Source organism: Hymenobacter canadensis (genome assembly GCF_027359925.1).
GTDB lineage: Bacteria > Bacteroidota > Bacteroidia > Cytophagales > Hymenobacteraceae > Hymenobacter > Hymenobacter canadensis.
On the sequence record NZ_CP114767.1, the window covers coordinates 64,463 to 78,406 of the forward strand.

General features: G+C 60.9%; 13 protein-coding genes. 9 read left to right on the plus strand and 4 right to left on the minus strand.

All coding sequences use genetic code 11. From position 1 onward, the window contains the following. The first annotated feature begins 72 nt into the window (after nucleotides 1–72). The 9 genes from O3303_RS00290 (at nucleotide 73) to O3303_RS00330 (ending at nucleotide 9,673) form a co-directional block, all read left to right on the plus strand. Complete coding sequence (locus O3303_RS00290) at nucleotides 73–966, plus strand: glycerophosphodiester phosphodiesterase (protein ID WP_269560074.1); 894 nt, start codon at nucleotides 73–75, stop codon at nucleotides 964–966. 141 nt (nucleotides 967–1,107) lie between these two features. Beyond that, a complete protein-coding gene (locus tag O3303_RS00295) occupies nucleotides 1,108–2,817 on the plus strand; it encodes an OstA-like protein (RefSeq protein WP_269560075.1) in 1,710 nt (569 codons plus the stop codon). Nucleotides 2,818–2,915: 98 nt separating this feature from the next. Beyond that, on the plus strand, nucleotides 2,916–3,743 hold the full coding sequence (locus O3303_RS00300) for an outer membrane protein assembly factor BamD (protein WP_269560076.1): 828 nt from the start codon (nucleotides 2,916–2,918) through the stop codon (nucleotides 3,741–3,743). A gap of 116 nt (nucleotides 3,744–3,859) precedes the next feature. Next, nucleotides 3,860–4,210 carry a DNA-directed RNA polymerase subunit omega gene (locus tag O3303_RS00305; protein ID WP_269560077.1) on the plus strand — a complete coding sequence of 117 codons (351 nt, stop codon included), beginning with the start codon at nucleotides 3,860–3,862 and terminating at the stop codon, nucleotides 4,208–4,210. A gap of 143 nt (nucleotides 4,211–4,353) precedes the next feature. Next, on the plus strand, nucleotides 4,354–4,929 hold the full coding sequence (locus O3303_RS00310) for a flavoprotein (RefSeq protein WP_434086410.1): 576 nt from the start codon (nucleotides 4,354–4,356) through the stop codon (nucleotides 4,927–4,929). A 121-nt stretch (nucleotides 4,930–5,050) separates the two neighbouring features. Beyond that, nucleotides 5,051–5,701: a phosphopantothenoylcysteine decarboxylase gene (locus O3303_RS00315; RefSeq protein ID WP_269560078.1), complete on the plus strand. Its 651-nt coding sequence runs from the start codon at nucleotides 5,051–5,053 to the stop codon at nucleotides 5,699–5,701. Continuing rightward, complete coding sequence (gene porD, locus O3303_RS00320) at nucleotides 5,691–6,614, plus strand: type IX secretion system protein PorD (protein WP_269560079.1); 924 nt, start codon at nucleotides 5,691–5,693, stop codon at nucleotides 6,612–6,614. Before O3303_RS00315 ends, porD begins: the two co-directional genes overlap by 11 nt. A gap of 335 nt (nucleotides 6,615–6,949) precedes the next feature. Next, complete coding sequence (gene recN, locus O3303_RS00325) at nucleotides 6,950–8,623, plus strand: DNA repair protein RecN (protein WP_269560080.1); 1,674 nt, start codon at nucleotides 6,950–6,952, stop codon at nucleotides 8,621–8,623. Between the two features lie 228 nt (nucleotides 8,624–8,851). Continuing rightward, nucleotides 8,852–9,673 (plus strand): enoyl-ACP reductase FabI, encoded by an 822-nt coding sequence (locus O3303_RS00330; protein WP_269560081.1) that lies wholly within the window; start codon nucleotides 8,852–8,854, stop codon nucleotides 9,671–9,673. 60 nt (nucleotides 9,674–9,733) lie between these two features. Here O3303_RS00330 and O3303_RS00335 read toward each other — a convergent pair whose 3' ends face one another. The 4 genes from O3303_RS00335 to O3303_RS00350 all read right to left on the minus strand — a co-directional run bounded on the left by O3303_RS00335 (nucleotide 9,734) and on the right by O3303_RS00350 (nucleotide 13,886). Further along, on the minus strand, nucleotides 9,734–10,381 hold the full coding sequence (locus O3303_RS00335; protein ID WP_269560082.1) for a DUF3885 domain-containing protein: 648 nt from the start codon (nucleotides 10,379–10,381) through the stop codon (nucleotides 9,734–9,736). 44 nt (nucleotides 10,382–10,425) lie between these two features. Then, nucleotides 10,426–11,634 (minus strand): porin, encoded by a 1,209-nt coding sequence (locus tag O3303_RS00340; RefSeq protein ID WP_269560083.1) that lies wholly within the window; start codon nucleotides 11,632–11,634, stop codon nucleotides 10,426–10,428. A 190-nt stretch (nucleotides 11,635–11,824) separates the two neighbouring features. Then, nucleotides 11,825–12,523 (minus strand): hypothetical protein, encoded by a 699-nt coding sequence (locus tag O3303_RS00345; protein ID WP_269560084.1) that lies wholly within the window; start codon nucleotides 12,521–12,523, stop codon nucleotides 11,825–11,827. A 292-nt stretch (nucleotides 12,524–12,815) separates the two neighbouring features. After that, on the minus strand, nucleotides 12,816–13,886 hold the full coding sequence (locus tag O3303_RS00350) for an SDR family oxidoreductase (RefSeq protein ID WP_269560085.1): 1,071 nt from the start codon (nucleotides 13,884–13,886) through the stop codon (nucleotides 12,816–12,818). Nucleotides 13,887–13,944 lie beyond the last annotated feature (58 nt).

Consider the following 13,944-nt stretch of genomic DNA (forward strand, 5'->3'; position numbering starts at 1 on the left):
GTACGGCTTGGTCGGCTGTTTGCCGGCCGGTGGGTTATCTTGGGCCGGCGAGTTTTATTCGCCTGATCTTCTATGCCTGTTTTTTTTACTACTTGGTTGCGGCCCCTGCTGGGCCGAGCCAGCCTGGGGCTGGCGCTGCTACTGCCCGCCGCCTGCACCACCGCCCCCACGCTGCCTGCCGGCTACCGGCCGCTGGTCATCGGGCACGCCGGCTCCGCGTTCCTGACGCCCATCAACCCCTTCAACCCGCTGCCGCCCAACAGCGCCGCCAGCCTGCAGCAGGCCCTGGACCGCGGCGCCGACGGTTTGGAAATGGACCTGCAACTCAGCCAGGACAGCGTCATTATGCTCTATCACGACGCCAAGCTGGAGACGTTGACGACCGGGGCAGGATGCATCAGCGAGAAGTTGGCGGCGGAGCTCCAGCAGCTGCCCTACCGCGCTGGCTTCCCCTACGACTGGTTCCAGGATGAGAAGCTGCAGACGCTGGAAAGTCTGCTGAGCCGCACGCAGGGCCAGCACCCCTACCTGCACTTCGACCTGCACCACGCCGACGCCTGCCGCCCCGATGATGCCTATTGGCGGGCACCGGTGCTGGCCCGGGCCCTGGGCCGCTTGCTGAAGCGCTACCCCTGGCCTGCGGATCGGTTGCTTATCCTGACCACCCACCAGCCCACGCTGGCCCTGCTGCGCCGCGAGCTGCCGGGCGTGCAGCTGGGTTTGGAAGTCACCGACAACTTTGCAGCCGGCCTGCAGGCGGCCAAAGGGCTACAGGTGCAGGCTATTGTGCTCAGCAAAGACATCGTAAGTCTGGAAAACACCCGGCAGGCCCACGCCGCTGGCTTGCAGGTGGTCACGTTCGGGGGGCGCTCAGCCGGCACCGTCAAGCGCCTGCTTGGTACCCTGCCCGACGCCATCGAAACCGACAACGTGCCGGCCATGCGGGGCATGATTTCCGGGCAGTAGGGTGCAGAGCTCGTCTCCGCCCGTCGTTGCCCGGAATCGATGGGAAGTGCGGACGGCGCGCCCTACCTACTTAATACCTATTGCTTACACGAAGTGCGGGCTGATGGCGTTAGGGGGCAGGTTCCGTACCTTCGCGCTGAAATGACCTTTCCCAAGCAACTTTTTCTGTTGTGGCTGGCCCTGCTGCCCGCCTTTGCCGTGGCCCAGCAGCGGCCAGGCGCCCGGCCGGTCACGGCTGCCACGCCGCCCAAGGGCTCCCGCATCGAGCTGCTGCCGGGCACCCAACGGTTGGTGGGCGGCACGTTCAACGGCGTGGAAATCCGCAAGCTGCTCGGCAACGTGAGCTTTCGGCAGGGCACCACGCTGCTCTATTGCGACTCGGCCTACCAGTATCTGGATAAAAACGCGCTGGAGGCCTTCAGCAACGTGCGCATCATCCAGAACGACACCATCACCATCACCGGTGACCGGGGCACTTATGACGGCGACACCCGCAAGGCCCGCATCACTGGCAACGTAACCATGCGCGACCCGCGCATGACCCTCACCACCCAGGCCCTCGACTACGACCTGAACCGCAACCTGGCCTACTACAGCACCGGCGGCCACCTCGTTGACCCCGAAAATACGCTCGACAGCCGCTTCGGCTACTATAATACCGCCAGCAAGGTGTTCAGCTTCAAGCGCGACGTGAAGCTGGTTACCAAAGACAACGTCATCGATACCGACACGCTGCAGTACAATACGGTGTCGAAGATTGCCACCTTCCTGGGACCCACCCGCATCAAGGGGCAGCAGGGCACGCTCTACGCCGAAAACGGCACCTACAACACCATCACGCGGGTTTCCAACTTCCAGAAAAACGCCAAAATCGAGACGCCCAACTACCTGCTGGGCGGCGACCGGCTGGTGTACGACGAAGCCCGGCAGTATGGCGTGGCCACCGGCCACGTCTCGATGACCAGCAAGAAAGACAACCTCGTGATTCGGGGCGACGTGGGGCGCTACTGGCGGGCGCGGGGCCGCACCAAGGTGTACGGCGCCCCGGTGATGCGCAACATTTCGGGCAAAGACACGCTCTACCTCGCCGCCGATACGCTTATCAGCCAGGAGGGCCGCCCGCCGCTGAACGCGGCTGGGGTGCTGTATGCCTTTCCACGGGCCAAAATTTTCCGCTCCAACCTGCAGGGCCGCGCCGACTCGCTCACCTACGACCGGCAGGATTCCATCATCTACCTCAACAAGAACCCGATCCTCTGGAACGAGAAAAACCAGCTCACCGCCGATAGCATGCAGATCCGGCAGCGCAACGGCAAGCTGGACCAGATGCGCCTGTACGCCAACTCGTTCATCATCGGGCAGGACACGCTGCTGAACTACAACCAGGTGAAGGGGCGCAACATGGTGGCCTACTTCCAGGCCAACTCCATAAAAAAAGTGGACGTGCTTGGCAACGCTGAGAGCCTCTACTATGCTCTTGATGGCGACACGGCGGTGAGCGGTATGAACAAAGCGTTGTCCTCGACGATGGCGCTGCGCTTTGCCGAGGGCAAGCTGCAAACCATCAGCTTCCTCACCAACCCCGACGCCAGCTTTATCCCGCCGCATGAACTCAAGCCCGAAGACGAAAAGCTGAAAGACTTCCGCTGGCGCCCCACGGAACGCCCGACCCGCCGCATGGTGTTGGGCAAACACTTCGCCGTGGCGGTGAAAGCCAAACCGAAAACCAAAGCCAAAACGCCCGCCAAGGCCAGCGCCAAACCGAAACCCAAAGCGCCGGTGCGGGGGGCAGCCCCCGCCAAGGTCCCACTCAAAGCGCCGGCTAGGCCCGCCACACCGGCCCGGAAGTAGCTTCCCGGGGCCGTGAGCGGCCACGACAGAGGCTGCTGCCACCCCAAACCACAAACCCTTCAGCCATTCAGGCAGAAACCGTTACCTTTGCGCCCCTTATGCACTATTTCCGCCCGACCCTTTTTGTTCTGCTGCTGAGCACCCTGCTGCTCGGCGCGTGCACCGGTTACCAGAAGCTGCTCAAGAGCAGCGACGTGAACAAGAAGTACGAAGCGGCCATCCAGTACTACGAGAAGGGCGACTACTTCAAAGCCGGCACCCTGCTCGAAGACCTGCTGCCGCTGCTCAAAGGCCGCCCCGAAGCGGAGAAAGCGGAGTTTTACTTCGCCAACACCAATTTCCGGCAGCGCAACTACACGCTAGGCGCCTACTACTTCAAGAGCTTCGCCGATACCTACCCCAACTCGCAGTACGCCGAGGAAGCCAATTTCCTGCAGGCCAAGTCGCTGTTCCGCGACTCGCCGGAGTGGGAGCTGGACCAGACCAATACCTACTCGGCGCTGGAGTCCATTCAGGAGTTCATCAACCGCTACCCCACCAGCACGTTCCGGCCTGAGGCCGAGAATATGTCGCAGGAGCTGCAGAAAAAGCTAGAGCTGAAGGCCTATCAGGGCGCCAAGCTCTACTATAACCTGCGCTACTACCAGTCGGCCGTAGTGGCCTTGGGTGGGTTTCAGCAGCAGTTTCCGGCCTCGGCCTTCAACGAAGAAGCCGAATACCTGAAGGTAAGCGCGCAGTATGACCTGGCCCGCGAAAGCGTGGAAGAGAAGCAGCGCGAACGGTACCTGGAGGTGCAGTCGTTCTACCAGCACTTCATCGATACCTATCCGCAAAGCCGCCGCCTGAAGGAGGCCGAGAAGATGTTCATCGACGCCCAGGCCCAAGCCGCCAAGCTCAAGCCCGCCGAACCAACAGCGGCCAAATAGATGTGCTGATTTTTGATGGGTAGACGTGCTGGCTGCTAACTTCCAGCACAAACTTACTCATCAAAAAAATCAGCGCTTCAGCACATCAACACCTCAAAAATCAGCACATTAGCATCATGAAAGCACCCAACAACCTGTCCGCCTCTATCGTGACCCGCAACATGTCGGAATTTGCCAACGAAACCGGCAACGTGTACGAGTCGATTGCCATCATCTCGAAGCGCGCCAACCAGATTTCGGTGAAGCTGAAAGAGGAGCTGAACGGCAAGCTGGCCGAGTTTGCTACCACCGTGGATAACTTGGAAGAGGTGTTCGAGAACCGCGAGCAGATCGAAATCAGCAAGCACTACGAGCGTCTGCCCAAGCCTACGAACCTAGCCATCGAGGAATTCCTGGAAGGCAAAATTCACTACCGCACGCCGTCGGAGTTCGACGAGAACGGCAACCTGCGCGTTATCGAAGGCTAGTCAGCTTTTTGGCTATCCAGCAAAGCACGTCATGCAGAGCGGAGCGAAGCATCTCGCCAGCGTAGTAATTTTACTGCCCTGGCCGGATGCTTCGCTTCGCTATGCATGACGTGTTTCGTTAGCAGGCACCGCCAGCACCATCCGTGAAATCCGAAAAATCCGTTAAATCCGTGATACAGGGGCGCAAGATCTTACTGGGCGTGTGCGGCAGCATTGCCGCCTACAAAGCCGCGCCGCTGGTGCGGTTGCTGGTGAAGGCCGGGGCCGAGGTACAGGTGATTCTCACGCCCGCCGCGGCCGCCTTCGTGACGCCGCTCACGCTGGGCACGCTCTCCAAAAAACCGGTGCTGCAGGGCTTCCTGAAAGACGAGCGCGCCGGCGAGTGGCACAACCACGTGCACCTGGGCCTGTGGGCTGATGCGCTGCTGGTGGCGCCGGCCTCGGCCAACACGCTGGCCCACTTCGCCCACGGCCTCTGCGACTCTCTGCTCGATGCCGTGTACCTGTCGGCGCGCTGCTCGGTGCTGCTGGCCCCCGCCATGGACCTCGACATGTATGCCCACCCCGCCACCACCGCCAACCTGGCCACCCTACGCGGCTACGGCAACCTCGTGCTCGACTCGCCGGCCGGCGAGCTGGCCAGCGGCCTCTCCGGCCCCGGCCGCATGCTGGAGCCCGAGGATATTGTGGTGGAGCTGGAGCGGTTTTTTAATCGTTAAATCCTTCTGTCATCCTGAGCTTGCGAAGGACCTTATCACATTTGAGTAACTCCAGGACAATCTCCGTCCAAGCGTGATAAGGTCCTTCGCAGGCTCAGGATGACAGTCACTCAACACTAGTATGCGTGTTCTCCTCACTGCCGGGCCTACCTACGAGCCGCTGGACCCCGTGCGCTTTATCGGCAACCACAGCACCGGTAAGATGGGCTACGCGCTGGCCGAGGCCTTTGCCGCCATCGGCGCCGACGTCACGCTCGTCAGCGGCCCCACCAACCTGCCCGACCCCGCGCACCCGCGCATCCGCACGCAGCGCGTAGAAACCGCCGACCAGATGTATGCCGCCGCCGCCGCCCTGGCGCCCGCGGCCGATGTGTGGGTGTTTGCCGCCGCCGTGGCCGACTACAAGCCGGCCCAGGTGGCGGTGGAGAAGATCAAAAAGTCCGGCGATACGCTCACGCTGGACCTGGTGAAGAACGTGGACATTGCGGCCACACTGGGGAAAACCAAGCGGCCCGAACAATTTTCGGTGGGTTTTGCGTTGGAGACCAACAACGAGGAAGCTCACGCCCTGGACAAGCTGCGCCGCAAGAACTTCGACCTCGTGGTACTGAACTCCCTGCGCGACGCCGGGGCCGGTTTTCGCCACGATACCAACAAAGTGACGCTGCTCGACGCGCAGGGCGAATCCCGTATCTTTGAAGTAAAGCCCAAGGCCGAAGTGGCCCGGGATATTGTTGCTGCCGTTCTTGCCCTCCTGCCTCGTGAAGTATAATCTGTCGCTGTCTGCTCTGCTGCTTGCCTTCGTTGCGCTGCTGGCCCGCCCAACCCAGGCCCAGGAAATCCAGGCCGAGGTGCGCGTCACCACCGAAAACGTGACCATCTCCGACCGCCAGCTGGTGCAGCAGATGCAGAACGACATGCAGGCGTTTCTGAACACGCGCTCCTTCACCAGCCAGACCTACCGGCCCGAGGAGCGGATTCGGATGCGCATTTTTGTGGGCATCACCGAAATTCCGCAGAACGGCCAGTTCAAGGCCACGGCCCGCATCGTGTCGTCGCGGCCGGTGTACGGCACCGGCTACGAAACCAACCTGCTCACCTTTGCCGACCGGAATTTCGTCTTCAACTACTCGCCCCAGAACCCGATTGACTTCTCGGAAAACAACTTTGTGGGCAACCTGTCGTCGCTGCTGACCTTCTACGCCTACCTCACCATCGGCATCGACCAGGACAGCTTTGCGCGCCTGAGCGGCTCGCCATATTACGACCGGGCCCGCATCGTGGTGCAGAATGCCTCGTCGCAGACCAGCACCAATGAGCAGGACGACGCCTGGAAGGACGGGCAGTCGCGCAACCGCTACTGGCTGCTCAACAACCTGCAGGACCCGCAGCTGGAAGCCATCCGCACGGGCATCTACGCCTACTACCGGCAGGGGCTCGATGTATTCATCGAAAAGCCCGAAGAAGCCCGCGCCAGCATCTACGGCGCGCTGGAAGGGGTGCAGAAAGCGGCTATCCGCCGCCCCGGCACGCTGCTGGCCCGCGCCTTCTTCGACACCAAGGCCGACGAAATTGCCAACATCTTCCGCAGTTCGCCCGATGCTCAGCAGAAGCAGCGCCTCACCACCCTGCTCACGGAAGTAGACCCCACCAACTCGGCCAAGTACCAGGCCATGCTGCGTTAATCACGGATTTTTCGGATTAGACGGATTGGTCGGATCTTGTGGACGAAATTCTGCCGGCCTGCTGCACAAGCGACTTTTAAAGTTTACCGGCTGATTGGCTTTTCAAGCAGTGCAAATTTTCTAAATCCGGCCCAGGAATGGTTTCAAGCCGAGTCATCCACAAAATCCGATGAATTCGTCCTCATCCGAAAAAATCCGTAAGCAAATTTTATTGGCAATTGACTAAGTGAACTAGTAGCTTTGCTAAAGCTACTAGACCCGGCTGGCTTGTGCCGGTCCGTAGCGCGTGTTTTTTGGCAGCTACGGCCGGGAGTCCGGCCTTCACTTGGTTTGTTATGCTCATTGACCTTCGCATCCGCAACTACGCCCTGATTGAGCAGCTGCAACTGCAACCTTCGGCGCTGCTCAACATCATCACCGGCGAAACCGGGGCCGGCAAGTCCATTATGCTGGGCGCCATCGGCCTGCTGCTCGGCAACCGCGCCGACTCGCGCATGCTCTTCGACACCGACAAGAAGTGCGTGATTGAGGGCCAGTTTGATATCAGCAGCTACCAGTTGCAGGATATTTTCGAGGCCGAAGACCTCGATTATGACGCGCAGTGCATTCTGCGGCGCGAAATCAGCCCCGCCGGCAAGAGCCGGGCCTTCGTGAACGATACACCCGTGACGCTGGAAACCCTGCGCCACATTGGGGCCAACCTCATGGATATCCACTCGCAGCACGACACGCTGCTGCTTGGGGATGCCGTGTTTCAGCTGAATCTGCTGGACCTGTACGCCGGGCTGGTGCCCACGCGGGGCCAATACAGCAATGCCTACCGCCAGTACCGCAAGCTGGAAGCCGACCTGAAGACGCTGCAGGACCAGGTGGCGCAGGCCAATAAGGAGCTTGACTATCATAGCTTTCTGCTGACGGAGTTGGAAGACGCCCGCCTCGACAACGAGCGCCAGGACGAGCTTGAGCAGGAAGTGAAAGAGCTGGAGCACGCCGAGGAAATCAAGTACAAGCTCACCCACGCCCTGCAAAGCCTCACCGAAAGCGAGTACTGCGCCACCAGCGGCATGAAGGAAGCCGCCACGCTGCTGGGCCAGATTGCCAGCTACTCGGAGCAGGCCCGCGAGCTGAAGCTGCGCCTCGATAGCTGCCTGATTGAGCTGCACGATATTGCCGACGAAATAGAAGCTGCCGAGCGCCGCACCGAAGGCGACCCGGCCCGCATCGATGAGCTGCAGGGCCGCCTGAACGTGCTCTATAGCCTGCAGCGCAAGCATCAGGTGCGCGACGTGGTGGCGCTGCTGGCCGTGCGCTCCGACCTGCGCGACAAGGTAAGCTCCGTGCTCAACCTCGACCGCCAGATTACGCGCCTGCGCCGCGACGCCGACGCCGCGCTGGCCACCGTAACCAAGCAGGCCACGCGCCTCTCCGAAGCCCGCCGCAAGGTGTTTCCGAAGTTTGAGAAGGAGCTGGCTGCGCTGCTGGCTGATCTGGGCATGCCCAACTCGCGCATTGTGGTGCAGCACCAAGAAAGTGCCCCCGCCACCAGCGGCATTGATGTGGTGAGCATCCTGTTTACGGCCAACAAGGGCGCCCAGCCTCAGACGCTGAGCAAGGCCGCCTCGGGCGGCGAGTTCTCGCGCCTGATGCTGTGCATCAAGTACATGCTGGCCGATAAGACGGCGTTGCCGACAATCGTGTTTGATGAAATCGACACGGGCATCAGCGGGGAAATTGCGGTGAAAGTGGGCCGTATGATGCAGCAGATGGCCAAAAAGCACCAGCTCATTGCCATCAGCCACCTGCCCCAGATGGCCGCCGCCGGCGACGCGCACTACTTCGTGTATAAGGAAGACCGCGCCGACCGCACCGTGAGCCGCATCCGCCAGCTCAGCCAGGAGGAACGCATCCAGGAAATTGCCCAGATGATTTCCGGCGCCAACCCCAGCCAGCACGCCTACCATAGCGCCCGCGAGCTGCTGGCGTTGCGCGGGGTGGAAATGGCGGGGTAGTAGGTGAAAGAAATTCCAGAACGTCATTCCGAGCGAAGCGGAGCGTAGTCGAGGAATCTTGCTAGTGTGGTAAAATCAATACTACCACAACGTCAGCACGCGAGATTCCTCGACTACGCTCCGCTTTGCTCGGAATGACGTTCTTTTTATTCAAGCCACTGTAACGTGACGTTCTATATTTTTTTGCCTCTTTTGTAGTTCCAACCACTACACCTCTGAACTCCCCATATGGCTAATAACCTGCTCGCGGGCAAAGTCGGTATTATTTCCGGCGCGCTGAACGAAGAATCCATTGCCTGGAAAGTAGCCCTGAAGGCCCACGCCGAAGGTGCCCGCTTTGTGCTCACCAACGCCCCGCTGGCCATGCGCATGGGCGAAATCAACAAACTCGCCGAGCAGTGCGACGCCCTGATTATCCCGGCCGATGCTACCTCCATGGAGGACCTGGAGAAGCTGTTCTCGGGCGCGCAGGAGAACCTCGGCGGTAAGCTCGATTTTGTGCTGCACAGCATTGGCATGAGCGCCAACATCCGCAAGGGCAAGCACTACGGTGAGCTGAACTACGAGTGGTACCAGAAAACGCTCGACGTGTCGGCCCTGTCGTTCCACAAGATGCTGGCGGTGGCTGAAAAGCAGGATGCCTTCAACGAGTGGGGCTCGGCCGTGGCCCTAAGCTACATTGCCGCCCAGCGCGCCTTCCTCGACTACACCGACATGTCGCAGGCCAAGGCCATGCTCGAAAGCATTGCCCGCAGCTACGGTCAGCGCCTCGGCAAGCTCAAGAAAGTGCGCGTGAACACCATCTCGCAGTCGCCGACCAAAACCACGGCCGGCACCGGCATCAGCGGTTTCGATGCGTTCTACGAGTACGCCAACCGCCTTTCGCCGCTGGGCAACGCCCCGGCCGAAGCCTGCGCTGACTACTGCATCTCCCTGTTCTCGGACCTGACCCGCTACGTAACCATGCAGAACCTCATGCACGACGGTGGCTTCAGCACCACCGGCATCTCGGAAGAAATCGTGGAGCTGATGTCGAACGCCAAGCAGTAACCTGTTTGGGTTTTCCTGTGAACGACAACGCCCGGCCAAGTTGGCCGGGCGTTGTTGCGTTCAGGATTTTGTAGAAGCAGCTTCTGAAAACAGCGCGTCTATGGTTCCCCGGTCAAAGTCAAGAATCCAGTCGTTGTATTCTTGGTATAAAGGCCGGGTTATTTCGGGTGTGTTGCTGCTGACAAGTATCCCACGGTCATCATACATGTAGAAAATGAGCCCCGTGGTCTGGTTGAAAAAGTAGAACAGCCCGTGAATAGCCGTTTTATTCTGGTCTGGAAAATCCTGGTAGCTGATGGCCGCTAGCAGCGTCCGGTACGGTATCCGGGCCGCAAGCGTAGTGTAAAGAGCCTGGATCCAACGTCCTTCGTGGTACGCCAGTTGGCTAGGTCGGGCCCATCGTTTCTGAAACGTGACGTCACGCTTGCGAATGCCTAACTGCCGGAACAGGTAGCTATTGCTGCGGATACGGTGGCGTTTGTAGCGGTGCTCCTGATACACCAGCAGCACCTCATCGGTCGGCGCGAAGGCGGCGGCGAACAGGGTGGTGGCGCGGTGCAAAACCTGGGCAAAATAGCCGGCATCCTTAGGCGAAAGAGGGCCTTGCAGGTCAAAACGAATCCAGGCCGGCAACTCGTAGTGCAGCAGGCGTGGGTCGGGTAGGTTAGTGGCGTGGTGCTGAAAGAACTGGGTTAGTGCAGAAGGCATAGTACAATCAGCAAAAACTCCATAAGAAGAGGAACCCTAGCTGCCTAGAAATTCAGCTGGGCCTGCAGGCGCAGCAGGCCGCCGCGCTGACGGTTGTCCTGCTTCTGGAAATCCTCGAAGCGGCGGTTGGAGAGGGTGTACATCGTCACCAGCTCGAAGCTCGGGAACGGCTGCCACTCCACGCCCAGCTCGGCCTCGCGCACCTGGTAGCTGCGGGCGTCCCGCTCGTGCTTCTTGCCGCCGTCGTAGTACTGGCCGCGCAGGAAGGGGTAGAACTGCTGCCCTTTGTATTGCAGGCGGTAGTTGAGCAGCACGTAGCCACCGTGCAGGCGCTTCGTCTCGATGCTGTCGGTGCGCGGGTTGAACTCGGGGCCGCGGCCCACGTTGTACTCGGCCTGCACGCCGAAGGGCTGCGGATACACCACGAAGGTGGCCGCCACGCGCTGGTCGGGGTAGCGCAGATCGGGGCGGTGCTTCACGCCGCTGGAAAGCTGGTCGCGGTTCACCACGTACTCGCCGGAATACGCCTGCAACGCGGGCTCGATGATCCGGCCCCCGATTTCCAGCGGATACGTAACGCGGGCCACCACGTGGCGCTGGTTGTTGAGCTCGGGGCGGTTGGCAGTCTGACCATTGAAGACGCCGAGGCCCACCACGCCGTAGTCGCCGGAGCCTTTCAGGCCGTCTTTCACGAGGCGGCTGAACCGCTGGCGCACGGCCGTGGGAGCCCAGTAGAGGAACGCGCCCAAATCCCGCTCGTTGGAAAAGGAGCTGTTGATTCCGTCGCTGCGGTCCAGGGCCAGCCGGTTCTGGCTCGACTGCATGTTCTCGAAGCCGTACGGAATTTTGCTTTGTCCCAGCCGCACCCGGAATTGGCTGGCTTTATCGAGGCCTACATCAAGGTAGGCGTCGCGCAGCAGCGTGGCGTTCAGGGAGGAGCTGCCGCTGAGGGTACTGGCAAAGTCGGGCTGCAGATAGAAGTACACCCGCTCGTGCAGCTGCCCGAAGAAGATGATGCGAATCCGGCGCAGCGAAAACCCGCCGTTGCGGCCCCACGACCGGTCGCACTGCTCGCAGGTAAGGTCGGGGTTGGTTTCCAGCAGTCGGTTATAGCGGGCCTGCACGTAGCCCCGAACAGAAACGGCCTGGTACCACTTGGGCGTTGGGGCAGGCTCAGAGGAGGAGGAGTCAGCGGCCTGACCGTGGGCGCGGCCACTGGCCAGCAGCAGAAGGAGAGTTAGTAATTTCTTCATGAAATGGTAATGCGGACGCAAATTTACGTCTGCCCACCATATACAGTTCGGCCCCCGCCAACCTAAGTTGCCGGGGGCCGAATGATAAGCACGCAGTAGCGCGAACTTTGCAGTTCGCATCCCCGCGTCGATACAGTCGTTCTATCAGCGCGGGGACGTGAACCACAAAGTTCGCGCTACAATTACGGCGCTACTCGGCCGTCTCTACTACTGCGTCAGCCTGGGTAGTGGCTTCGTAGGTGTCGGCGTACTTGAAATCGTCGAGCCAGTAGGCGGAGCTGACCACGTCGAAGACCATGGAGGTATCGGTTTTTTTCGAGGGAGTCAGTTGCCAGATGATGCTGGGGGCCTCGGGGAAGCTGGTGCCGTCGAGCTGCTCGTGGAAAAGGCGTTTGAGCAGGGTGTTGTCGGGCATGCCCTGGGCCAATAGGCGCAGCAGCGGGGCTTCGGGTTGCTGGTCGAATATCGTCAGGGCTTCTGCGTCTTCGGCTGTGAGCTGCACCTGAAACTGCACGGCTTCGGCGCGCGGGAATTTGCCGTTGTAGGCGGTGTAGAGCAGCTGGGTGGCTTTGAAAAACCCTTCGTGCTGCCCCAGTTCGGGGTTTTCTTCCCAGAGCTTCTCGGTGAGCATCTGGTGGGCCAGGTTCTCAATCTGGCCGGTGGTAAGCTGGTCCTCAAACAGGTATTCCAGCACCAGCTGGGCGGCCTCGGTGGGTTCCAGCTCGGTGAGGGCCATGTGGGCCATGTCGGTCAGCTCGTTGGCGGCTATTTCGTCGGGGTTGTCGTAGCCGGTTTTGGTCAGCAGGGCCTTGTAATCGGCCGGCTCCCAGGAGTTGGGCAGCTGAGTGAGGGTATCGAAAGTGAGGCGTTCTACGGTGAACTTCTGCATACGGAAAAGCTGAATGGACTACGCGGCGCAGGCGCGCCGCGGTTCGGCCTGTATACGTTGGTCGTCGGTAAAGGCTGGGATAAAAACCGCAAACCGGCCCCAACGGCGCTTAGCAGCGTAGTTGGGGCCGGTTTGGCATGTTGGGTAGAACTGTGCAAAACCTAAAAGAACGTCATGCTGAGCTTGCCGAAGCATCTCGCGTGCTGACATCTGAATAGTATCACAACATCAGCACGCGAGATGCTTCGGCAAGCTCAGCATGACGTTCTTTTACTTTCTCCATCTCCGCGAACTACGGAATCAACCGGTCGGTGCGGAGCTGCTCGAACAGGTCGAAGAAGGAGTCTTCGGTGGACTGGTAGGCCAGGAAACCGCGCTTGCGGCTGTTGGTCATGTCGGTCATGACTTCGATGGGGCGGCCCAGGTCAAGGTCGGTGTGCCAGGGGGAGGCGAGGCGGTCGAGGGCCGGCTCCCGGAGCTGGTGCCGCTCGGCAATTTCGCGCCACACGGCGGCATCCTGGCTGAGCTCGGCTTCCAGCGGGTGAATGGTGCCATCGAAGCCCACGGCTTCCACCCCGAACCACGCGGCCAGGCGCGGCCACAGCCAGCTCCAGCGGAATACGTCGCCGTTCACGATGTTGAAAGCCTGGTCTTGGGCGGTTTCGGCGGTGGCGGCCCAGCGCAGCTGCTGGGCGATGATGCGGGCGTCGGTTACGTCTGAGAGGCCGTTCCATTGGGCATCGGAGCCAGGCCAGCGGAAGGGGCGGCCGGTTTCTTTGCAGATGCTGGCGTACACGGCCAGGGTGGTGCCCAGGTTCATGAGGTTGCCCACAGCCTTGCCGATGATGGTGTGCGGCCGGTGGATGCTCCACGTGAACCCGTCGCGGGCCGCGGCGGCGTACACTTCGTCTTCCTGGGCGTAGTAAAAGTTGTCGAGCGGCAGGCGGGCCTGCTCCTCGCGCAGCGGCGTGGGCGGCGGCGTACCGCCGTTCACGTAGGCCTCAAACGGCCCCAGATAATGCTTCAGGCCCGTTACCAGCGCCACATGTTGCAACGACTTCTTGGGAGCCAGGGCATCGAGCAGGTTGCGCACCATCAGGCTGTTCACCCGAATATTCTCGGCCTCAGTGTCCTGGCGCATCCAGCTGGTGATGAATACGTGGGTGGGCGCGAGGTCCTGCAGGGCGGTTTGCAGACTGGCGGGGTCCAGCAAATCGGCGGCCACGGGGTGCAGGCCAGGAACGTCGTCGGGGCGGGGTGTGCGGGCTAGGCCGTAGGTAGGCCAGTCGTGGGCCACCAGCTCGCGGGCTAGGTTGCTGCCGATGATGCCGCTGGCACCTACTACAAGGGCTATATTCTTCATGAAGGTTGAAATTCGGGGAGGGTGTTTGCCGGGTGATATACGGCACAAGGCCTTATAA

Bases quoted from the DNA above. Each gene is read 5' to 3' on its own strand.
- O3303_RS00290 (WP_269560074.1), top strand. From the start codon at position 73: ATGCCTGTTTTTTTTACTACTTGGTTGCGGCCCCTGCTGGGCCGAGCC.
- O3303_RS00295 (WP_269560075.1), top strand. From the start codon at position 1,108: ATGACCTTTCCCAAGCAACTTTTTCTGTTGTGGCTGGCCCTGCTGCCC.
- O3303_RS00300 (WP_269560076.1), top strand. From the start codon at position 2,916: ATGCACTATTTCCGCCCGACCCTTTTTGTTCTGCTGCTGAGCACCCTG.
- O3303_RS00305 (WP_269560077.1), top strand. From the start codon at position 3,860: ATGAAAGCACCCAACAACCTGTCCGCCTCTATCGTGACCCGCAACATG.
- O3303_RS00315 (WP_269560078.1), top strand. From the start codon at position 5,051: ATGCGTGTTCTCCTCACTGCCGGGCCTACCTACGAGCCGCTGGACCCC.
- recN (WP_269560080.1), top strand. From the start codon at position 6,950: ATGCTCATTGACCTTCGCATCCGCAACTACGCCCTGATTGAGCAGCTG.
- O3303_RS00330 (WP_269560081.1), top strand. From the start codon at position 8,852: ATGGCTAATAACCTGCTCGCGGGCAAAGTCGGTATTATTTCCGGCGCG.
- O3303_RS00335 (WP_269560082.1), bottom strand. From the start codon at position 10,381: ATGCCTTCTGCACTAACCCAGTTCTTTCAGCACCACGCCACTAACCTA.
- O3303_RS00340 (WP_269560083.1), bottom strand. From the start codon at position 11,634: ATGAAGAAATTACTAACTCTCCTTCTGCTGCTGGCCAGTGGCCGCGCC.
- O3303_RS00345 (WP_269560084.1), bottom strand. From the start codon at position 12,523: ATGCAGAAGTTCACCGTAGAACGCCTCACTTTCGATACCCTCACTCAG.
- O3303_RS00350 (WP_269560085.1), bottom strand. From the start codon at position 13,886: ATGAAGAATATAGCCCTTGTAGTAGGTGCCAGCGGCATCATCGGCAGC.